Annotated in this window: 18 protein-coding genes; 13 read left to right on the forward strand and 5 right to left on the reverse strand. The window is 61.3% G+C overall.

Translation table 11 applies throughout. The annotated features are described in order from the left end of the window. Positions 1–93: 93 nt before the first annotated feature. Positions 94–1137 (forward strand): tartrate dehydrogenase, encoded by a 1044-nt coding sequence (locus NKI59_RS20735; RefSeq protein ID WP_352593976.1) that lies wholly within the window; start codon positions 94–96, stop codon positions 1135–1137. Positions 1138–1155: 18 nt separating this feature from the next. Then, positions 1156–2631 carry an NAD-dependent succinate-semialdehyde dehydrogenase gene (locus NKI59_RS20740; protein ID WP_352706471.1) on the forward strand — a complete coding sequence of 492 codons (1476 nt, stop codon included), beginning with the start codon at positions 1156–1158 and terminating at the stop codon, positions 2629–2631. A gap of 154 nt (positions 2632–2785) precedes the next feature. On the opposite strand, the gene NKI59_RS20745 is transcribed toward NKI59_RS20740, so the two are convergent. Further along, positions 2786–3475, reverse strand: a complete 690-nt coding sequence (locus NKI59_RS20745; protein WP_352706474.1) for a haloacid dehalogenase type II — start codon at positions 3473–3475, stop codon at positions 2786–2788. Positions 3476–3904: 429 nt separating this feature from the next. Here NKI59_RS20745 and NKI59_RS20750 point away from each other — a divergent pair, with 429 nt between their 5' ends. Next, positions 3905–5281, forward strand: coding sequence for an aspartate aminotransferase family protein (locus NKI59_RS20750; protein ID WP_352638017.1), 1377 nt, complete (start codon positions 3905–3907; stop codon positions 5279–5281). 305 nt (positions 5282–5586) lie between these two features. Here the strand turns inward: NKI59_RS20750 and NKI59_RS20755 are convergent, their stop codons facing one another. The 3 genes from NKI59_RS20755 to NKI59_RS20765 all read right to left on the reverse strand — a co-directional run bounded on the left by NKI59_RS20755 (position 5587) and on the right by NKI59_RS20765 (position 8557). Next, entirely contained in the window at positions 5587–6063 is a 477-nt protein-coding gene (locus tag NKI59_RS20755) for an Lrp/AsnC family transcriptional regulator (protein ID WP_023678802.1), read from the reverse strand. Positions 6064–6073: 10 nt separating this feature from the next. Continuing rightward, a complete protein-coding gene (locus tag NKI59_RS20760; protein WP_352593981.1) occupies positions 6074–7147 on the reverse strand; it encodes a tartrate dehydrogenase in 1074 nt (357 codons plus the stop codon). A gap of 84 nt (positions 7148–7231) precedes the next feature. Next, on the reverse strand, positions 7232–8557 hold the full coding sequence (locus NKI59_RS20765; RefSeq protein WP_352640987.1) for an NAD(P)/FAD-dependent oxidoreductase: 1326 nt from the start codon (positions 8555–8557) through the stop codon (positions 7232–7234). 156 nt (positions 8558–8713) lie between these two features. Here NKI59_RS20765 and NKI59_RS20770 point away from each other — a divergent pair, with 156 nt between their 5' ends. From NKI59_RS20770 to NKI59_RS20795, 6 genes are all read left to right on the forward strand, one after another. Beyond that, positions 8714–8917, forward strand: a complete 204-nt coding sequence (locus tag NKI59_RS20770) for a hypothetical protein (RefSeq protein WP_352622923.1) — start codon at positions 8714–8716, stop codon at positions 8915–8917. Between the two features lie 416 nt (positions 8918–9333). Next, complete coding sequence (locus NKI59_RS20775) at positions 9334–10998, forward strand: ABC transporter ATP-binding protein (RefSeq protein ID WP_352706477.1); 1665 nt, start codon at positions 9334–9336, stop codon at positions 10996–10998. Positions 10999–11021: 23 nt separating this feature from the next. Beyond that, the gene (locus tag NKI59_RS20780) at positions 11022–12692 is read left to right on the forward strand and encodes a peptide ABC transporter substrate-binding protein (protein ID WP_352450650.1); all 1671 of its coding nucleotides are present in this window, start codon (positions 11022–11024) and stop codon (positions 12690–12692) included. Between the two features lie 84 nt (positions 12693–12776). Next, positions 12777–13727, forward strand: a complete 951-nt coding sequence (locus NKI59_RS20785) for an ABC transporter permease (protein WP_023678808.1) — start codon at positions 12777–12779, stop codon at positions 13725–13727. 32 nt (positions 13728–13759) lie between these two features. Continuing rightward, on the forward strand, positions 13760–14638 hold the full coding sequence (locus tag NKI59_RS20790) for an ABC transporter permease (protein ID WP_352622921.1): 879 nt from the start codon (positions 13760–13762) through the stop codon (positions 14636–14638). A gap of 30 nt (positions 14639–14668) precedes the next feature. Continuing rightward, positions 14669–16000, forward strand: a complete 1332-nt coding sequence (locus NKI59_RS20795) for an NAD(P)/FAD-dependent oxidoreductase (protein WP_502897447.1) — start codon at positions 14669–14671, stop codon at positions 15998–16000. A 146-nt stretch (positions 16001–16146) separates the two neighbouring features. On the opposite strand, the gene NKI59_RS20800 is transcribed toward NKI59_RS20795, so the two are convergent. Beyond that, on the reverse strand, positions 16147–17085 hold the full coding sequence (locus NKI59_RS20800; protein WP_352622919.1) for an ornithine cyclodeaminase family protein: 939 nt from the start codon (positions 17083–17085) through the stop codon (positions 16147–16149). A 294-nt stretch (positions 17086–17379) separates the two neighbouring features. On the opposite strand from NKI59_RS20800, the gene NKI59_RS20805 reads away from it, so the two are divergent. From NKI59_RS20805 to NKI59_RS20820, 4 genes are read left to right on the forward strand one after another with little or no spacing between them, the layout of a single operon-like run. After that, entirely contained in the window at positions 17380–18177 is a 798-nt protein-coding gene (locus NKI59_RS20805) for a GNAT family N-acetyltransferase (protein ID WP_352706479.1), read from the forward strand. 11 nt (positions 18178–18188) lie between these two features. Beyond that, complete coding sequence (locus tag NKI59_RS20810) at positions 18189–19367, forward strand: alanine racemase (protein ID WP_352706482.1); 1179 nt, start codon at positions 18189–18191, stop codon at positions 19365–19367. Positions 19368–19423: 56 nt separating this feature from the next. Then, positions 19424–20698 carry an NAD(P)/FAD-dependent oxidoreductase gene (locus tag NKI59_RS20815; protein ID WP_352706484.1) on the forward strand — a complete coding sequence of 425 codons (1275 nt, stop codon included), beginning with the start codon at positions 19424–19426 and terminating at the stop codon, positions 20696–20698. Beyond that, positions 20695–22149, forward strand: a complete 1455-nt coding sequence (locus NKI59_RS20820; RefSeq protein ID WP_352622916.1) for an aldehyde dehydrogenase family protein — start codon at positions 20695–20697, stop codon at positions 22147–22149. Before NKI59_RS20815 ends, NKI59_RS20820 begins: the two co-directional genes overlap by 4 nt. Positions 22150–22236: the final 87 nt, after the last annotated feature.

Genomic DNA, 22236 nt, shown 5'->3' on the forward strand with positions numbered 1-22236 from the left:
TCGACGCCGTCGGAGAGCTCAACCTCGACGGAAAATGCGGCGGGCGGTCGACTACTGTTCCGGTGACGCCAGTGCGAATGAGGACCTCCATCAATGAAGACCTACAAGATAGCGCTGATCCCCGGCGACGGCATCGGCAAGGACGTGACGCAGGCGGCATGGCAGGTGCTGCAGGCGGCGGCTAAGCAGGGCGGTTTCGCCCTTGATGACACAAGATTCCCGTGGTCGTGCGCCTACTACCTGGAGACCGGTGCAATGATGCCGTCAGACGGCATCGAGACACTTCGAAAATTCGATGCGATCTATCTCGGCGCTGTGGGCTGGTCCGCGGAAGTGCCCGACTCAGTATCGCTTCACGGACTGCTCCTGCCGATCCGGAAAGGGTTCTCGCAGTACGCCAACATACGACCGCACCGGCTGTTGCCGGGCGTTCAGGGGCCCCTCCGCTCCGATGGTTTCGATATCCTGTGCATCCGCGAGAATACGGAAGGCGAATATTCCGGCGCCGGTGGGCGCGTTCATTCCGGCACGGCCGATGAGGTCGCGGTAGAGACCGCGATTTTCACGCGTACGGGTGTCGAACGGATCATCCGTTTCGGTTTCGAACAGGCGCGGGCGCGTCGCAGGAAGCTCGCATCTGTCACCAAATCCAACGCGCAAAAACACTCCATGGTTTTCTGGGATGAGGTCACGCGCGAGGTGGCGAAAGACTATGCCGATGTGGAGGTCTCGCACTACCACATCGACGCCATTGCCGCCCGTATGGTCCTGGCGCCGGAAAGCCTCGACGTAATCGTCGCATCGAACCTTTTCGGCGACATCCTCACGGATATTGGAGCGGCAATTCAGGGCGGGCTGGGTTACGCCGCCTCCGCCAATATCAATCCCGATCGCAGCGCGCCTTCCATGTTCGAGCCGGTCCATGGTTCGGCGCCCGACATCGCGCATCTCGGTGTCGCCAATCCGATCGCCGCGATCTGGTCCGGTGCGATGATGCTCGAGCATCTGGGTGAGGGGCAGACTGCGGCCGAAGTGATGTCGGCAATCGAGTCCGCAACCGCGCGAGGGATTGGCACGATCGCAGGCAAGGACAGGACTGAAACAATCACGCAGGCCGTGCTGGCAGGATTGATCTGAAAAAGCAGAGGAAAGACCATGAATGCGATGACGAAGATTGGCATGTTCAACGATTCCGACCTTTTCCGCCAGCAGGCGCTGATTGGCGGTGTCTGGCGGGATGGCGAAACGAAGGGCGTGGTCGATGTCATTGACCCTGCCAGCCAAAGTGTTCTCGGCACCGTTCCCGCAATGGGGGAGAACGAGACGAGAGCCGCAATCGGCGCCGCGGCTGAGGCCTTCAAAAGCTGGAAGAAGAAGACCCATGCCGAGCGTGCAGGACTTCTGGAGCGCTGGCACGACCTCATTCGTCAGCACGAACAGGATCTCGCGCTCCTGCTTACGCTGGAACAGGGCAAGCCGCTTGCCGAGGCGGTGGCGGAAATCCGCTACGGCGCATCTTTTGTGAAATGGTTTGCGGAGGAGGCGCGCCGGATCGGTGGCTCGACCATTCCGTCACCCACGGCCGATCGCCGCATTCTGGTGCTGAAAGAACCCGTCGGCGTCTGCGCCATCATCACGCCGTGGAATTTCCCCAATGCGATGATCGCACGCAAAGTAGCACCGGCGCTGGCCGCAGGTTGTACGGTTGTCATCAAGCCGTCGGAATTGACGCCATTCTCGGCGCTGGCGCTCGGCGTTCTGGCGGAACGGGCAGGTATCCCTGCAGGCGTGATCAACATTGTGACGGGCATGCCCATCGAAATCGGCAACGAACTGATGGCCAATCAGACGGTGCGCAAGATCTCGTTCACCGGTTCGACCCGCGTCGGTGCGCTACTCATGCGTGGCGCGGCCGATAGCATCAAGCGGCTGAGCCTGGAGCTTGGCGGCAACGCACCCTTTATCGTCTTTGACGACGCCGATCTGGATAAGGCAGTTGAAGGGGTGATCGCATCCAAGTTCCGCAATGGCGGTCAAACCTGCGTCTGCGCGAACCGGATTCTCGTGCAGGAAGGCGTTTACGATGCTTTCGCCGAAAAGCTGAGCCAGCGCGTCACGCGGATGAAGGTTGGCGCAGGGACCGACGAGGGCACTGAGATCGGCCCGATGATCAACGCGGCCGCGATCGACAAGATCGAGCGTCACATCGCGGATGCACGGGCGAAAGGTGCGCAGATCATCGCCCAAAGCGAGACGATGCCGGAGGGTAAGCAATATGCACGGCCCGTCGTGCTGGGAGAAGCTACTACGGGGATGCTCCTGGCATCGGAAGAGACGTTCGGTCCGGTGGCGCCGCTTTTTCGCTTCGAGACGGAGGAAGAGGCCATCGCCATTGCGAACGGTACGCCGTTCGGCCTTGCCGCCTACTTCTACACCGACAACCTCAAGCGCTCATGGCGTGTTGCCGAGGCGCTGGAGTTCGGTATGGTCGGGCTCAACACAGGCATGATCTCGACCGAGGTTGCGCCTTTCGGCGGTGTCAAGCAGTCGGGAGTGGGGCGCGAAGGATCGCAGCTCGGCATCGAGGAATATCTCGAGGTCAAGGCGCTTCATGTTGGCGGGCTTAACTAGTTATCTTGCACGCAGGTGGAAACACTTGCAGCCCTAAAGCGTTGGAACCACAAGAAAGGGGCGGTGAAAACCGCCCCTTTCTCTATTGCGACCAGTGAGCATTAACGTTTTGGGAGCGCCTCAGTCTGGTGTGACTGCGCCAGCAAACAGACGTTCAGGCGAATTCCCGAACGGGCTCCAGTCCGACGGCGCCGGCCAGACCGCCGATATCCTTGATTTCGGTATATTCGTAGAAGGGGTTCGCAGGCTCGTGGCCGCGGTTCACCCAGACCTTGCTCTTGATACCGAGATCATAGGCGGTCATGAGATCGTAGCGAAATGAGGACGACACGTGCGTAATGTCCTCCGGGCCGCAGCCTAGTTTGTCGAACATATATTCGAAGCCCTTCATCTGCGGCTTGTAGGCGCCCGTCTCTTCGGCCGTGATGACCATGTGAAAGGGCGCGCCGAGTTTCTCCACGTTCGACATGATCAGGCTCTTCATGGAGTTCGACAGGATCACCAGCGGAATCTCCTTGGCCACCTTGGCCAGGCCCACCGGGACATCCGGGTGCGGACCCCATGTCGGCAATTCCGCATAGATGCGCTGGGCATCCTCGGGCCGGAATGCGACGCCGTTGCGCTTGCAGGTCCGTTCCACGGCACTGTGCACGACCTCGACATAGGGCTTCCAGGCGCCAAGGACCTCATCGAGGCGACAGGCCGAGAAATCCTTGATGAACTGCGCCATCCCAGCTGGGGAGAGCTGCGCGCCGTATATGCGTCTCGCCGCGCCGGCCATGTCGAAGTTGGTCAGCGTGCCATAGCAGTCGAAGGTGATGTATTTCGGTCTGAACTGGGTCATGGGCGTCGATCCTTCCGATCCTGTCGGCACTGCGTGCCTTTTACAGCAAGGATCATAATGAGGACCGGAGAAGGCTAGTCGCCGCATTCGATGCGCCCTGAAGCAGATTGTTTTGTATTGGGTGAGAGCTTTGGCAGAGAGTTGCGCCTGAGTTCGTTTCGGGCTTCGGCGGGAGCGCGATCCTTCAGCCGTGCGTCGGCATAAAATGCGGCGCCGGCGGCAAAGCAAAGTCAAAACGCCTATCGCTCAGGTTCTGGTCGGGAAGAACTGCTGTCCGCAGCAGCCTATCTTGGGCCTAGAGAATTCAGGCCCGGAATGAACCATGACCGCGCAGCAGATCACGCTGGAAAACGAGCTGAAGGACGAAACCACACCACACCGGACTTAATGCTCTCGTAAGTCAGGCACTGCGCTGAATCGGAGGAAGAAATGCTGGCAAACTCACTGATCGAACTCGATCGCGCACATCTGGTTCACCCGTTTTCATGCTATCGGGGCCACGAGGACACGGGCGTGCGGGTGCTCAAATCCGCCAAAGGCGCAACCGTGACCGATGCAAGCGGGAAAACCCTGCTGGACGGATTCGCCGGTCTATGGTGTGTCAACATCGGATACGGCCAGGAAAGCGTCGTTGAAGCAGCCGCAAAGCAGCTAAGGGAGCTTCCCTATGCGACGGGATATTTCGGGCTGGGATCCGAGCCTGCCATTCGCCTTGCCGCCAGGCTTGCCGAACTGGCGCCCGGCGATTTGAACCATGTCTATTTCACGCTTGGCGGCTCCGACGCAGTCGACAGTACGATCCGCTTTATTCGCTATTACTACCATGCCAAGGGTACGCCGCAAAAAGACCAGTTCATCTCGGTTGAGTATGGCTACCATGGATCCTCGACGGCAGGGTCAGGTCTGACAGCGATCGCGGCTTTCCATGCTGGTTTCGGTGTGCCATACGACTGGCAGCACAAGATTCCCTCGCACTACGCCTATCGCAATCCGGTCGGTTCTGACCCGCAGTCGATCATCGATGCATCGGTCGCGGCCCTGCGGGCCAAAATCGCGGAACTCGGCGCCGGCCGGGTTGCAGCTTTCTACGCCGAACCCATCCAGGGTTCGGGCGGTGTCCTCGTTCCACCGACAGGTTGGCTGAAGGCTCTGCACGCCGTGTGCAAGGAACACGACATTCTGTTCGTTGCCGACGAAGTTATCACTGCCTTTGGCCGTACCGGCCCGCTCTTCGCGTGTGAGGAAGACGACGTCGTGCCGGATTTCATAACCACAGCGAAGGGACTGACCTCGGGCTACGTGCCGATGGGCGCCGTCTTCATGTCGGACCACGTGTACAATACGATCGCGGACGGAGCCGGCAAAGCGGCCGTCGGCCATGGCTATACTTATTCGGCCCATCCCGTGAGCGCGGCAGTTGGGCTCGAATGCCTGCGTCTCTATGAAGATGGCTTGCTCGAGAATGGGCGCAAGGCCGGGAAGCGCCTGATGCAAGGCCTTCGCTCGCTCGCCGACCACCCGCTGGTTGGCGACATCCGCGGTCGCGGTATGCTGGCAGCAATCGAGTTGGTCACCGACAAGGAGCGCAAAACGCCGCTGCCGGCGGCGGCCGATCCGGGGCGCCGCATCTTCGAGCGCGCGTGGGCGAACGGCCTTGTCATCCGCGCCTTCAACAGCGGCATCCTCGGCTTTGCGCCGCCGCTCTGCTGCACCGAGGACGATATTGATGGAATCCTCGAACGTACCCGAATGACGCTGGATCAAACGCTCGAAGACAAGGACGTGCGGTCAGCGATGCAGGGATGATCATTGGCATCGCCGAAGCGACCTCGGTCAATGCGGTAGACGCCTAATGCATGTCGCGAAAAAGTGTGCAGCGGTTTTGCGATAACGACATGCATCAAAACAAGAACCTAAAGCGCGTCGCATGAGGCCGGTCGAACGCGACGCGCTTTAGCGGCCCCGAAACAAATCCTCAGGTGATGCCGCCGTCTGCCAAGTGCCAAGCATTTGCCGGTATGTGGAATCGCATGCCGTTGCACAAGCGCAGCGAAAACAGCAAGAGGGAATGCTGGCGCGCGGCTCTCCAGGTCCAAGACTGCGGAGCAGCTTCATTTGTCGAAAATGATGTCGAGAGGCAAATGGGATTTCACGATCGGTGACTTCAGCACGACGAAGCTGAAATATTTGTCGATTCCGATATCCAATTCGATCATCCGCTCCATGATTGTCTGGTACTCGCTGATGCCCGCTGTGACAAACTTCACAAGATAGTCGTAGCCGCCTGAAACCAGATGGCATTCGATGACAGAATCGACTTTCTGAATAGCGGTGAGAAATCTCGCGAAGTCGTTCTGTTGATGGTGCTTGAGCGTGACTTCGGTGAAGATCGTTAGAGTCTGTCCGAGCTTGGACACATCGATCTGGGCGGAATAGCCGGTGATGAAGCCTTCCGCCTGAAGCTTCTTCACCCGCATCAGGCAAGGGCTCGGCGAAAGGTTGACCAGGTCGGCAAGCTCGACATTCGTGACCCGCCCGTTCTTTTGCAGTTGGGATAAGATCTTGATGTCGATCCTGTCGAGCTTCATTGGAAACCTGTCACAGGTTCGAACCGCGGATCGCCCGACAGACGGCGTCCGTCACCTCCTGCGTGGTCGCTGTCCCTCCTACGTCCGGCGTCAGCACGCCTTCACTCGTCACCGCTTCCACAGCGCTCATCAACCGCACCGCCGCTGCGCTCTCGCCCAGATGTTCGAGCATCTGGGCAGCGGTCCAGAAGGTGGCGACCGGGTTGGCAATACCTTTGCCGGCGATGTCGAATGCCGAGCCGTGAATTGGCTCGAACATCGAGGGATAGCGCCGCTCGGGATCAATGTTGGCGGTCGGTGCAACGCCGAGACTGCCCGCGAGCGCGCCTGCAAGGTCCGACAATATGTCGGCGTGAAGATTGGTGGCGACGATCGTATCGAGGCTCCGAGGTTTCAACGTCATACGCACTGTCATAGCATCGACTAGCATCTTGTCCCACGCGACGTCCGGGAATTCCTGCGCCACCTCGGCTGCGATTTCGTCCCACATTACCATGCCGTGGCGCTGCGCGTTGGATTTCGTAACAACTGTCAGGAGCTTTCGCGGCCGTGACTGCGCCAGCCGGAATGCATATCGCATGATGCGGGTGACGCCGACGCGCGTGAAGATCGCGACCTCGGTTCCGACTTCCTCGGGGAGTCCGCGATGGGCGCGGCCGCCGTGGCCCGAATACTCGCCCTCGGAATTCTCCCGTACGATCACCCAATCCAGATCGCCAGGGCCAACGCCCGCCAGCGGCGAAACAATCCCGGGCAATATCCTGGTCGGCCGCACGTTGGCGTACTGATCAAAGCCTTGGCAGATCGGCAGCCGGAGGCCCCAGAGCGTGATGTCGTCAGGCAGATCGGGGGCGCCCACCGCGCCAAAGAAGATGGCGTCGAAGCGCTTCAGTTGCGCCACCCCATCTTCGGGCATCATCCGACCATGGACCTTGTAATAGTCTGAGCCCCAGTCGAAGTGCTGGAGGCGCAGCTTGAAGTCGCCGCAGCGCTGCTGCAGCGCCTCAAGCGCCTGGAGACCTGCGGCAATCACCTCTGGGCCGATCCCGTCGGCCGGAATGGCGGCAATCTCATATTCGCGCATCGTCACTTCCCTGTTTTTTGGTGCTGGCCGCCTGGTGACCTCAATCTCGTGTGCGATCGATTGTATGTTGGCAAGACGGTCTTCTCAGAATTCAGCGACCTTGCCCCACGCAGCAGTCTTCAGGCGCTCGGGCCTATAAGGACGCGGATCGACGATAGGCTCGCTGCCTGTAATGATGTCGGCGATCATATGCCCCGCGCCTGGGCCGATCCCGAAGCCGTGACCGCTGAATCCCGCCGCCAGGATGAAGCCCGGAATCCCCTCCACTTCGCCGACTGCGGGAATGCCATCGGGTGTACTGTCGATATAACCCGCCCACACATCGGAGATCGCGACGCGTTGGAGTTCGGGGATCAATTCGCAGGCTCTTCGATATGTCAGCCGAATCTGTCCCATGTCGGGCTTCGGGTCGAGAATGCGGTTCCGTTCCATTGGCGTGATCTCGTCGAGGGCCCATTTGCGCAGGCTTTCATGGCCTTGACGCCAGCCCTCTAAGGCGCCCGGGGCGATATTGCGCCAGCGGCGGGCGAACATAGGTACAAACTCGCGGCTGAACCTGAACTGCTGCGGCGTTGGATCGACACGCGCCCGCCCGCTGATCGCCAGCGCGTATCCACCGTTGCTGCGCCGCGTCAGAGAGACGCGCGTGGTATGCAGGGCATCCGTCAGGCTGTTTGCGCCGGGTGCCACGGCCAGAATGGACGAACGCACGGCAGCTTGCGGGAAACGAACACCGAGCTGGTTGCAGAAGGAAGAAGCCCACGCGCCCCCGGCCATGACAACAGTCTTTGTATGGATGGTGCCCGCTTCGGTCACCACAGCGCTCACCCGGCCGGCGCTCAATTCCAGCCCGCGCGCCGCGCAATGCTGATGTACGGTGCCGCCCGCCGCCATGATGCCGCGCGCCGCAACCGGCACTGCCTTGGAAGGATCCGCCGTTCCGTCAGTTGGCGAGAACACGCCACCTTTCCATTTGCGGCCCGTCGCTTTGCCCCGTTCGGTGGCTTCTTCCGCGCTCAGCATGTGCGTGGTGATCCCGACCGTTCTCGCAAAATCGCGCCACTTCGCCCAGCCTGCCAGCTCATTTTCGTCTTGTGAGAGATAGAGGAGCCCGCAGCGGCGAAATCCAGTATCCTCACCAGTCTCCTGTGCCACCTTCTCCCAGAGATCGAGGCTCTTGGTTGCCATTGGCAACTCGCGCGCATCGCGGTTCTGCTGGCGGCACCAGCCCCAGTTTCGGCTGGACTGCTCGGCGGCGATACGCCCCTTCTCGACCAGGGCGACCTTGAGGCCGCGGCGCGCCAGATAATATGCGCTGAACACGCCCACCACGCCGCCGCCGATGACGACGACTTCCGCCTCGCGAGGGAGGGAAGGGCTGCAGTCGATGTGCATGAGCGGCGCGGGCATGGATGGGACTCCGGTAATTTGAAGCATCCTAACCTGCCGCCCGCAAATGCAGGCTGCGGAGTTTGTGCCTGGACGGAATTTCCTGCGTTTAGCAGCCTCCAGGACAGGCAATTATTGTGCGAAAAGCTCGCTGCGAGCCAAGCAGGAGTACACTTCATGCAGTCGCGTCATCTGCGGTATGGGCGGCACACGGCGCAGTTGTCGACCTTGATCGGCAGCGCCTTGGCCGACATTGTGATGGGCCGCACGGTCACCAATCCGCTCGGCGGCATGACCTGCACATGTGCCGATGTACACCGGAAAGCCTTGGTCCTATCCCTCTTGGGCGCGTATTGCCGGATGAAGGATATGGTTGCCTGATCCCGGTTTCCGCGCCGAAACGGGAACAGAGTGAAATGCCGAACTGGATGTTCTTTTCAGAAGTTCCTGCCGCGCGAGGGCCAAGTTTCGAAGACTCTGCGGAAACAGAACAGTCAAACTGGCGGGAAGAACGGAGCAACCCTTCCTTATGGTAGGCAGGCTCCAGAGGACATCCGACAGGCAGGGCTTGCCCCTTCGGAGAGTTCTCCAAGAAAAAAGGGAACAGAGTCCGGTACACGGACCGGATTTCATAAGGGAACCGCCAGGATGAGCAGAACCCGTCTCTCGCAGACTCAGCGCGCGAAGCGCCGAGAAGGCCAGACTGCGGCCGCTACGGTCAGGCGCTTCTGCTCAAAGGGCGATGAAGCGGTCCGCAACAGGGTGGACGCGCTCGGTTGAAAGGGGAGGTGATCTCGATGGTCGCAAGCATCCAGGCTGTAGCCCCCCACGATGTGGCGCTTTCGGTGCGCGACCTCACGGTGAATTTGCCGCAAGGCATGGAACGGACCCATGCTGTCAAGGACATTTCCTTCGATCTGAAACGCGGCCAGATACTCTGCATCATAGGCGAGTCCGGATCGGGTAAGTCGGTCACGGCGAACGCGATCATGGGGCTACTGCCCAAGGTGATCCGCCTCTCATCGGGAATAATCCAGCTGGAGGGGATGAACATCATCGGCATGTCGCCCGACAAGCTGCGCAACCTGCGTGGACGGGTCGTGTCGATGATCTTTCAGGACCCGCTCTCGGCGCTCAATCCCCTGATGACGGTGGGCGCGCAGATTGACGAGGTCATGGCCGCGCATGGCTTCGGCACGCCACAAACCTGTCGAAACCGCGCTATCGAGCTGCTCACTGAAGTAGGCCTGCCAGATCCCGAACTCATGTATCACCAGTACCCTTTCCGGCTTTCGGGCGGGCAGCGGCAGCGCGTCATGATCGCCATGGCGTTGGCGCTCGAGCCGACGGTGCTGATTGCGGATGAACCAACCACCGCGCTCGACGTCACCACCCAGGCTCAGATCCTGCAACTGATCCGTGACATTCAGCGGCGGAAGGGCATGAGCGTGATGTTCATCACCCACGATTTCGGCGTGGTGGCCGAGATCGCCGACAGCGTCGTGGTGATGGAAAAGGGCAATGTCGTCGAACAGGGCAGCGCCGAACAGGTGCTGAAGTCGCCCAAGCACCCTTATACCCAGCGCCTGATTGCTGCCGTACCGCATTTGACCGGCGAAGATCGCCCTCGTCCGGAGGCTGCCAGCAAGGAGCCGATCCTGAAGGTTGAGGGTCTGGTGAAGACCTATCGCGGCGGCAGCGCGCTGTTCGGCGCGCAACGAGTTGTGACAGCGGTCAACGAGGTTTCGTTCGAACTGGCGCCCGGCCGCACGCTTGGGGTCGTAGGCGAGAGCGGTTCGGGGAAATCGTCGCTGGGCCGGCTGCTGATCAAGCTGCTGGACAATGACGGCGGCGGGATCTTGTTCGAGGGCTGTGACATAGCCAAGCTTTCCGAAGCGAAGTTCCGCCCGCTTCGACCGCGGATCCAGATGATCTTCCAGGATCCCTTCGCTTCTCTGAACCCACGCTCGACGGTCGGTCACATCATGACGGTGGGCCCGATGGCGCACGGGATGCCTTATGTCCAAGCGCGCGATGAAGCGCGTGCGCTTCTGGCCCATGTCGGTCTCGATGCCGGCGCTTTTGGCCGCTACCCGCACGAGTTCTCGGGTGGGCAACGCCAGCGCATCGGCATCGCTCGTGCGCTGATGTTCAAGCCGAAGCTGTTGATTGCCGACGAGGCGGTCTCCGCACTCGACGTGTCGATCCAGGCGCAGATCCTGCAGCTTCTGGACCAGATCCAGCGCGAGACGGGCGTGTCGATGGTCTTCATCACGCACGACCTGCGCGTCGCCAGCCAGATCTGCGACGAAATCGCGGTGATGCAGAAGGGCCGGATCGTCGAGCGCGGACCGCCCTCGCAAATATTCCTGAACCCGCAAGCAGCCTACACGCGCCAACTGGTAGCGGCAATTCCAGGAGAGCGGCCGGGCAATGCCCGTCCAGTAGCAGCAAACGCATAAGAAATAACAAGAGAGGAACTACCATGACGAAAAATTCATCGACTACGTCCAACTACTCGAGGCGCGAAGCGCTGCGACTGATGGCGATAGGTGGGGCTGCAGGCCTCATCGCGCCCAATCTGTTGGGCAAGCCCGCCTTCGCCAAGACCCCTCCTGCAGGCCCGGCCGGTCGCGTCATCGTCGGCCTCTCCCAAGAGCCGACCGTGTTCAATCCGCTGATGGCGCATATCGAAGTCGATGACGCGGTCCATTTCTCGGTTTTCGACGCGCTGGTCCGCATGGATCCCCAAGGTGGTCTACATCCAAACCTCGCAGCCGAGGTGCCAAGCCAAAAGAACGGCGGCATTTCGGAGGACGGTCTCAACTGGCGCATCCGGTTGCGTGACAATGCCCGCTGGCACGATGGTGAGCCCTTCACGGCCGAGGACGTGAAATTCACCCTTGAACTCATCACGAACCCGAAGTTTCGCGCTTGGCGCACGAGCGGCCATTCGCTCGTGCAGGACATCACAGTGGTTTCGCCAACCGAGATCACATGGCGGATGAAGGAGGCTTTTGCGCCCTATCTTTCGTTCTTGGCCGAAACGTTCATCGTGCCCAAGCACATTCTGGAGAAAGAGGCCGATCCGAATACAGCCGCCTTCAACCAGGCGCCGGTCGGCACCGGCGCATTCAAATGGAGCCAGCGCGTCGCAGGTGATCACATCGAGCTCGTCGCCAATCCTGAGTACGCGGGCGAAGGCCCCTATGTCGAGCAGCTCATCTTCAAATACATCCCCGACATGACGGTGCTCTACACGCAATTCAAGAGCGGCGACGTGGACCTGGTCGATCAGTCGTACATCACCGCCGACCATTATACTGAAGCCCGCGAACTAGCAGACCGCGTGGTGACACTTGAGACCGGGTCATCCCTGGAGTCGATCTACCTCAATTTGGGCCGCCCGCAGTTCAAGGAGTTGGCAGTGCGCCAGGCGCTCTACGCCGCCTTGGATAGGAAAGCGATCGTCGACACGATCTATTACGGCGTGGGCACTCTCACCGAGACCTTCATGCCGAAGGAGTCCTACTACTACGACCCGAACCTGCCGGTTCAGGAGTTCAATCTGGACCGGGCGCGCCAAATCCTTGATGAGGCCGGCTGGGCGCCGGGGCCGGATGGAATCCGCGCCAAGGATGGGGTGCGACTGTCCTTCTCCAACTCGACAACTTCCGGCAACAACCTCCGCGAGCAGACGCAGCAGTTCCTGCAGCAGACGTTTGCCGAGATCGGCGTCGAGATGACGATCTCGAATTTGCCGGCTGCAGTTATGTGGGGCGAGTTCTGGCTGAAGTCGCAATTCGACACCGCCATGGTGGGCGTCACCTATCTGATTGCCGCGGACCCCGACGCCACAAACCGGCTCCATACGAAGGCAATCGCCGCTCAAGGCGGACACGGTTCGAACACCGGGCAATATTCCAACCCTGAGGTCGATGCCCTGCTCGAAAAGGGCGCTCGCAGCTTCGATCCGGAAGAACGACGCGGGATCTATAATCGCGTGCAGGAAGTGGTGCGCCATGATCTGCCCTTCCTGCCGCTGTTCGCGTACACAATCGTCCTCGGGCGCAAGAAGGGGTTGGACGGCTTCGAGCCCAACGCCAACACCCGCACCGCGTCGTGGGATGCCGCAGCCTGGCAGTGGAAGGCCTAATCCACGCAGTTGCCGCCGCCCCGCCGATTCCGCCGCGGCGGCGGCAACAGACTAAAATCATCAACCCACAATGGAGGGACTCGAATGCGCGGCTTCCTGCTAAATCGCCTCTCGCAGAGCCTGGTGCTGCTTGTGATCGTTTCGATCATCGGCTTCGGCATTCTGAACCTCCTTCCCGGCGGCCCGCTGGCGCAATTCGGGCTCGATCCCGGAATGACCCAGCAGGATATCGAGCGTCTCAAGGGGCTGCTGGGCCTCGATCGACCCATATGGATCCAATATCTGGACTGGGCATGGCGGCTGGTGCGGGGCGACTGGGGTCACTCCTTTCGCGACGGAGCGCCGGTATTGGAGGTGATCGGCAGCCATCTCTTTGCCACGCTGCTGCTGATGGGGTCCTCAACCGCAATTGCGATCTCCATTGGCGCCTGGATTGGTATCCGAGGCGCCACGCGCCGCTACTCGCTGTTCGATTATCTTGCAACTGTCGGGGCCATGGTTGCGTTGTCGGTCCCCACCTTCTGGTTCGGACTCGTCGGCATCTACGTCTTTTCCCTGAAGTTGGGTTGGCTGCCTGCGGGTAATATGTCCGAGATCGGCGACGCCTCAATCCTGGGCTACCTCCACCATCTGATCCTGCCAAGTATCGTGCTGTCGCTGGTCCATGTCGCGATCTGGAGCCGCTACATGCGGACGGCCACTCTCGATGCCATTAGCCAGGACTTCGTCAAGACGGCTCGGGCCAAGGGGTTGAGTGAACGCCGGATTCTGATGAAGCATGTCGTCGGCAACGCACTTTTGCCGATGATTACCCTGGCCGGGATGCAGCTTCCCAGTGTCCTCACTGGCGCGCTCGTGACCGAAACCGTCTTTACCTGGCCAGGAATGGGACGGTTGTTCCTCGATAGCCTTGGTTACAGCGACTATCCGGTTGTGATGGGGCTGCTGATGTTCTCCGCCATCCTCGTTCTGCTTGGAAACCTGATCGCCGACATTGTCGTCGCTATTGTCGATCCGCGCATTCGTCTGGCTTGAGCGCGCAACTTCCCCGACAGGAGACAGCCGATATGACCGCTTTCACCGCAAATGCAGCTCCAAGCCGATGGAGAAACAACCGCGCGGCACGTCGTTTCATGCGTCATCGCTTGGCGCTGCTCGGGCTGGCGATGATCATCTTCCTGAGCCTCGCTTGCGTCCTCGGCCCCCATCTCCTGCCTTATGACTCACTGTATATCGATCTGCGGGCCCGCTTTGCCCCTCCGCTGACGGGCTACCACTTTCTAGGTACCGATCCGCTTGGCCGCGACGTGGCGGCAAGGCTTTTGATGGCGGGACGAATCTCGCTGCTGGTGGGTTTCTTTGCCATGGTTTTGTCGACACTCATCGGCACCCTGGTCGGCGTAATTGCCGGCTATCGCGGCGGCTGGGTCGGGGCCACGCTGATGCGCACGGTCGATGGATTCCTGTCATTCCCATCGATCTTTCTGCTGCTGGCGCTGGCTGCCGCACTGAAGCCCAGTCCTGTGATGATCACCCTCATTATCTCCCTCACCAGTTGGATGGAGGTTGCCCGCATAGTCGAAGCGGAAGTCCGCTCGTTACGCGAACGCGAGTTCGTCCTAGCCGGGCGAATGCTGGGATTGAGCGGCACCCACATCATGTTCCGCGAGATACTGCCCAACGCCATGGGGCCGATTATCGTCGCTTCCACCTTGACGGTCGCGCGCGCCATTCTCATGGAAGCCTACATCAGTTTCCTCGGCTACGGGATCCAGCCGCCACTGCCCAGCTGGGGCAACATGCTCAATGGCGCCCAGCAATATCTGGGCAGCGCACCTTGGCTGGCAATCATTCCCGGAGCTGCAATCACCATCGCGGTAACCAGTTTCAATTTCATCGGTGACGGGCTGCGTGATGCGCTCGACGTCCGAGACGACCACATCTGAAAGTTTCACCGACCGTAGATTACCCCTGCAATGCAGCGAGAAGTCAGCCACGTGCAAGAGCCTCATATCGCCGACAAGAACACACCCTACTGGTGGGAAGCAGCGCCCGTCATGCCGCGGCCGCGACAGCCGGTCGCAAAGAACCTTGACGTGGCAATTGTCGGCGCCGGTTATGCCGGGCTTTCGGCCGGGCTTGCGCTGGCGCGCGAAGGGCGCTCGGTCGCAGCCTTTGATGCGATGAATCCGGGCGAGGGTGCTTCCACCCGCAACGGCGGGATTACGAGCGGGACCATCCGGCCGGACTATGCCACGATCACCCGGCGCTTCGGGGAAGAGAAGGCCATGGCGATCGAGGCCGAGGGCAAGGTCGCACGCGAATTCCTCTACGACTTCATCAAGACCGAAGGGCTCGACTGCGACTTCCGACTGGTTGGCCAGTTCAAAGGCGCTTTCGGATATGAACAGTATGAGAAGATGGCGCGGGGCGCCGAGACGCTGGCGAAGAAACTGGGGATCGAGTCCTACGCGGTTCCGCATGCCGAGCAGCGAAATTATATCGGCACCGACTTCTACCGCGGCGGGACTGTTCGGATGGACATTGGCGGGCTGCACCCCGCAAAATTCCATGCTGAGCTCCTGCGGGTGGCGCTCGCATCCGGGTTGACGGTCCATTCGCATACAGTGGTCAAGTCGATCGAGAGGAACGGTTCGGGGTTCCGCGTCGCGACTTCGGCAGGGACGGTGGATGCACGGCAGGTTCTGGTCTGTACCAACGGCTATACCGACGGCGCCGCTCCCTTCCTGCGCCGCCGCCTGGTTCCGGTTCGCAGCCGGATCATCGTGACCGAAGAACTTGCGCCCGATATCATGGCGCGGCTGATGCCGAAGCTGATGACGATCACCGAGAACCGGCAACTCGGTTTCTATTATCGTCCCTCGCCCGACGGAAAACGTATCCTGCTGGGGGGCCGTGACAGTTCCCGCGTCGGCGATCCGGCGGCGCCGAAACTTCTCCTTCGCAAGGGCCTGGTGAACCTTTTCCCGGAGTTGGAGAACGTGCGCCTTTCGCATTGCTGGTTCGGCAATGTGGCGATGAACCGAGACATGCTGCCCCGCATCTTCGAGAAGGACGGCGTGGTCTATGCAACTGGCTTCTGCGGTTCGGGCGTGGTCTGGGCGCCATGGATTGGCATGCGTGCGGCCCACAAGTTGATGGGGCATGGCGAGCAGTCGCGCACTGCGTTCGACTTTCGACCGCCTTCGGCCGTCCCGCTCTATCGTGGCAATCCGTGGTTCATGCCGGCGATTATCCAGGGCTATCGGTTGCAGGACCGTCTCGCCTTCTGGCGCGCCAGACGCTAGTCGCCGACATCGGGGGCGATCCGTGGTTCATGCGGGCAACCCTTTGGCGCGCCCGCCGCTGACACGACTGCAGGATCGCGCGGGGTCACCTTGTTGCCGGAGAGTGCCGAAAAATCCGTCGGGACTGGGGCCTGGTGCGAAACTGATCAGCGGTGGGACGCCTTTGCGCGGATCAGCGCGTCGGCCATGTAGAGGTCCTGCAGGGAGATGCCGGAACTGTCGAAGACCGTGACCTCATTGTCGAAGCGGCGTCCGAGCGCACGCCTTTCAATAACGTCGCCGATTGGTGTTACCGCAAGCACGCCGGCGTCGATTTCGTCCCGCACGTATTGGAACTCGCCGATCTGGACGGACTGGGAAAGCAGATCACAAAACAGACGTGCCTTGGGAAATAATTCGCTCGGCAATTCGCGTTTACCCGGAGCATCCGACCCGATGCTGACGATATGGGTTCCGGGTCCCACCCAAGCGGCATTGAACAGCGGTTCGCGTGCGGGTGTCGCCGTCACCACGATGTCGGCCGTGCGCACGGCTTCTTCCGGCAAGGCAGCGCGCGCCTTCAGTCCCCTTTCGCCGATCTGATCGACAAAAGCGTCGCGCCGCGGCGAAGGCCGGGCCACGACCAGCACGGTTTCGATTGGGCGGATGCGTGCCAGCGCCATCACTTCGAAGCTCGCCTGGTTGCCGGCCCCGAAGATCGCCAGAACCTTGGCTTGCTTGCGCGCAAGAAGATCGGCCGCAACCGCGTCGGCGGCGGCCGTCCTGTAGGCGTTGACCTTCCCGGCCTCGACTACGGCGCCGAGCCGACCTGTATGCTGATCGAGCAGCACGATGGTCGAGTTGTGGCGGGGAAGGCCACGTGCCGGGTTGCCCGACCAGAAGGAGCCAATTTTCACGCCGTTCAGCTCGCCCGACGAACCGGATTTGATTGAGAAGGTATTGGTCACCTCCTGTGTGCGCCCGAGAACAGCCGGAAAGACCCAGCTCTGCCGCGATGCTGCCGCCACGAGAGCCTCGCGCGCCGCCTCGAAAGCAAGTTCATGCGTGACGAGGGCGGCTGACTCCTCTTCGCTGATGTAGATCATCCAAAATTCCTCCTGGGCATCGCCGATCGGGCAACACGAAGCGGCGATTCAAGGTGCCAGGTATTCCTCGCCCGATTTGCACGATTTGGCATGCCGAGGAACTGCATAAAACGAATAATACCGCTGATTTGAAGGGGCAAAACAGCAGCGAAATCTGTCCGCCGGGCGCGACTCTAAGATCCGACTTCAATCCGACTCTGGATCAACTTGACAGCGTTGCACCTTATGGCCTTTGAGCATGACAGAGATATCGTCAGCGCCCCGATCGAGCTGATGAAATTCGAAACCCGCCATTTGCCGGGCGCACTGAAGCTGTCGCAGGAGATGGCCTGGCCCTACCGTCAGGAGGATTGGGAATTTGCCCTGATGGTCGGCAATGGCCTGGTCCTTGAGCGGGCAGGACAGGTGATTGGCACGGCCATGTCCTGGAATTACGGACAGTCCTATGCCTCGGTCGGGATGATCATAGTTACTGGCTCCGCGCAAGGCGGTGGCAACGGCGCCCGGCTCTTTGATGGATTGCTTGAGGCGACACACGGTCGCAACCTGCTACTCAACTCAACCGAAGAGGGGCTGGCGCTCTACAAGCGACGCGGCTTCACTGCATGGGGCACGGTGCTTCAGCACCAGGGCTCGCTGGCTTTCGCCGTGACGCGGAGTACCCGCGACGACATCCGTCGAGCGACAGCCTCTGACCTCGCGGCAATCCAGGCCTTCGACAAACGGGCCACGGGCATGCCCCGGCTGCCGATGGTGGCTGCGCTCGCCGATGTGGGCAACGCATTGGTCATTGAGCGCAGGGGACGGATTGCAGGCTACGCTGTCGCGAGGAGGTTTGGCCGCGGCTATGTCGTCGGCCCTTGTGCAGCCGAGAGCGACCACGACGCGCGGCTTCTGATCCTGGCCCAGCTTTCGAAGCTTCACAATCAATTCGTTCGCATCGACGTCTATGCCGAGGATGGATTGGGCGATTGGCTTGCGAGCCTTGGCCTGCAGCGGTCCGGCAGTGCGACCGCCATGGTCAAAGGACAACGACCCGTCGCCGAGGGGCCAGCCCATATGTATGCGTTGGCAAACCAGTCGTTCACTTAGGAAACGAGTCTATGAATAAGATGGCGGCAAGCCTGGCGGTGAGCGAGACGGCTAGGACGATCGACGCCTTGGTCACCCCGACGCTGCTTCTCGACCGTGGCCGGCTCGAGCACAACATCAAGGGTCTGGCTGAGCGCGCCAGGAAGCTTGGCGTGGTGCTGCGCCCGCATATGAAGACGGCCAAGAGCATCGATGTCGCCCGATACGCGTTCCATCGCGAACGCGGTCCGATCACGGTCTCGACCATCGCCGAGGCGGAGTATTTCGCGGGCCATGGCTTTCGAGACATCACCTACGCGGTCGGCATCTCGCCGGCCTCGGCCAAGCGAGCCATGGAGCTTTGTCGCCGCACCGGCGCTGATGTGAAGCTGTTGCTCGATTCGGTCGGGCAGGCCGATGCCCTGGCCAGCGTCCGCGAAGCCACCGGTATGACCCCATCTGTTTTCATCGAACTGGACTGCGATGACCATCGCGGTGGGTTGAGGCCGGACGACCCGAAGTTGCTCGACGTGGCCGGCAGTGTCGTCGCGGCCAGTGCCAAACTCGTCGGCGTTCTCGCCCATGCAGGCGAATCCTATGGCTTGAACACGCCCGATGCGCTGGTCAAGGCAGGCGAGAACGAGCGTTCAGCCACGGTGCGCGCCGCTGAAGTCCTGCGCGCCCATGGCCATGCCTGCCCGATCGTCAGCGTCGGCTCAACGCCGACAGCGCATTTCGCCAGCAATCTTGAGGGGGTCACGGAGCTGCGCGCCGGGGTCTACATGTTCTTCGACCTGGTCCAGCACGGCGTTGGGGTGTGCGAACTCGACGACATCGCGATTTCCGTATTGGCCACGGTGATCGGGTCCAAGCCGGAAAAGGGATGGGTGCTGGTCGACGCTGGATGGATGGCGCTTTCGCGCGACCGGGGAACCGCAAACCAGCAGATCGACCAGGGTTACGGCGTGGTCTGCGACGAAAAGGGGCGGGTGCTTGAAGATGTGATCGTGGCCCAGGCCAGCCAGGAACACGGTATCCTCGCCATTCGTGCCGGTTCTGGAAAGTCCATGCCCGAGTTGCCGCTCGGGACTCGGGTCCGGATTGTGCCCAACCATGCGTGTGCGATGGCCGCCCAGCATGATTTCTACAGCGTCGTCAACCTGGACAGCCCCAAGATTGAAGCGCGTTGGGAGCGGATGCGCGGCTGGTAGGCGCGCGACTACGCTCGGATGTCGCCCCACTCAAATCAACACTGGTGGTCAAGAAAATGAAGTTTACCTCTTACTGGCTGGATACGTCTCAGCCGTTCAATGAAGGGTCGTCCAAACCGCTCGAAGGCCACTACGACGTGGCGATTGTGGGCGGCGGCTTGACCGGCTCCTCCGCCGCGCTGGCCCTTGCCAAAAAGGGCGCCCGGGTTGCCCTGTTGGAGGCCGAAACGATCGGCAATGCCGCGTCCGGCCGCAATGGCGGCATGTGCAACAACGGCTTTGCCCAGAACTATGCAATCATGGCTGGCAAGCACGGCAAGCCGGCCGCAAATGCGCTCTACAAGGCTTTTGACGCCGGCGTCGATATGGTCGAGCGGTTGGTGCAGGAAGAGAAGATCGACTGCAGCTTCTCCCGCGTCGGCAAGCTCAAGCTTGCCGCCAAGCCCGAGCACTACGACATGCTGGCGCGCAGCCAGGAACTACTGGCTGCCAATGTCGATCCCGACACCAGGATGATCGCGCGCGAGGAGCTGCGAACCGAAGTCGGCACCAGCCGCTACCATGGCGGGCTGCTCTTTCCCAAGAGCGCGGGCATGCATGTCGGCCGGTTCGTCCGGGGCCTCGCGACCGCCGCTGCCCGGCGTGGCGCAGAGGTCCATGAACGCTCGCCCGTCATGGCGATGCGCAAGGTTTCAGGCGGGCATGAGGTAACGACGCCAAAGGGCAAGATCGTCGCGCGGCAGGTCCTGTTGGCAAGCGGCATTTCCCAGGTTGGCCCGCTCGGCTGGATCCGCCGGCGCATGATCCCGGTCGGCGCATTTCTGATCGTGACCGAGCCGCTGTCGCCCGACCACCTTAGGCGTCTCATGCCGACTGGGCGCATGGTCGTCGACACGCGCAATCTCGTTGTCTACTGGCGGCTCACGCCGGACAATCGCCTTCTGTTCGGCGGGAGGGCGCGCTTTGCCGTGTCCAACCCTCAATCCGACGAAAAAAGCGGCCGGATACTCAAGGCGGCGATGGTCGAGGTCTTTCCGGAACTGGCCGGCACCCGCATCGACTACTGCTGGGGCGGCATGGTCGATATGACCCGCGATCGCCTGCCGCGCGCCGGAGAGCGCGATGGCATCTATTACTCGATGGGCTATAGCGGACACGGGACCCAGATGTCGACGTTGATGGGCACCATCATGGCCGACGTCATGGACGGGCGCCCCGAGCTCAATCCCTGGAAGGATTTCGACTGGCCAGCGATCCCCGGTTATTTCGGGCGCCCCTGGTTCCTGCCGATTCTCGGCGCCTATTACCGCATGAAGGACCTTGTAGGGTGATGACACCCCTCGAACACCTGGCCCGCAACGGCCACCTGGACAAGTTCTTCATCGACGGTCAATGGGTTGAGCCGAGCGGCACCGCGACGGGCGTCGTCGTCAATCCCGCCACAGAAGAGGTTGTGAGCCAGTTTCCGCTTGGAAATGGCGAGGACGTTGACGCGGCCGTTGCAGCGGCTCGCCGGGCATTCGCCTCCTGGAGTCGGACCACGCCAGAAGACCGCGCGGGTCTGCTCGATCGCCTGCAAGCGCTGCTCGAGGCGCGCGGCGAACTGCTGGCTCAATGCCTGAGCCTCGAAATGGGCGCGGCGATCGGCTATGCGCGCAGCGCCCAGGTGCCGCTGGCGATCACGCATGTTAAGGTCGCTCGCGATGTGCTGACAGACTTTCGCTTCGTCAAGCAACGGGGGCAAACCGCCGTCACCCACGAACCGATCGGTGTCTGCGCCTTGATCACTCCGTGGAACTGGCCACTTTACCAGATCACCGCCAAGGTTTCGCCGGCGCTCGCTGCAGGCTGCACGATCGTGCTGAAGCCGAGTGAGCTTTCTCCCTTGGACGCCCTGCTGTTCGCCGAGGCAATCGAGGAAGCCGGCTTCCCTGCCGGGGTTTTCAACCTCCTGCAAGGTGATGGTCCAGGCGTGGGTATGGGTCTCGCCTCCCATCCGGATGTCGACATGATCTCCATTACCGGGTCCACCCGCGCGGGCATTGCGGTGGCCCAGGCGGGAGCGACCACGGTCAAGCGTGTCGCGCAGGAGCTGGGCGGCAAGTCGCCGAACGTGATCCTGCCGGACGCAGATCTCGATCGCGCCGTTTCTCTGGGCGTAGCCGCCGCCTTCCGCAATCTCGGCCAGTCATGCAGCGCCCCGACGCGCATGATCGTGCCACGCGCGCTGCTCTCCGAGATCGAGGCAATCGCCAAAAGGGCCGCAGCCCAGATCGTCATTGGCGATCCGCTTTGCGAAGCCACAACTCACGGTGCAATCGCAAACCGTGCCCAATTCGACCGCATCCAAACCATGATCGGCGTCGGCATTTCTGAGGGCGCCAGGCTCCTCACCGGCGGACCGGGCCGTGCGCACGATCTGAACGTCGGGTTCTATGTGAGGCCGACCATCTTTTCCGACGTGCGCACGACCATGCGTATTGCCCAGGAAGAGGTCTTCGGGCCAGTTCTCTGCATCATCCCCTACGACACAATCGAGGAGGCCGTCACCATCGCCAACGACACGGTCTACGGTCTGGGGGCCCATGTGCAGGGCCAGGATGTGGACGCCGTCAGGGACGTGGCCTCGCGGATCCGCTCCGGTCAGGTGCATCTCAACTACCCGGCCTGGGATCCGCACGCCCCGTTTGGCGGTTTCAAGCAGTCCGGAAACGGACGCGAATATGGGATCGAGGGCATGTTGGAGTATCTCGAGGTAAAATCCATACTCGGCTATTTCTAGGCCCTGGGCCTGTCCGTGGCTTTCGACGGTCGGGAATAGCCGTCGGCTCACAAGTTCTTGCTCGGTACCCTGTCGCGCTTGCTGCGA

Origin of the sequence: Mesorhizobium sp. M0598 (genome assembly GCF_040320865.1) — a bacterium.
Classification (GTDB): Bacteria; Pseudomonadota; Alphaproteobacteria; order Rhizobiales; family Rhizobiaceae; genus Mesorhizobium.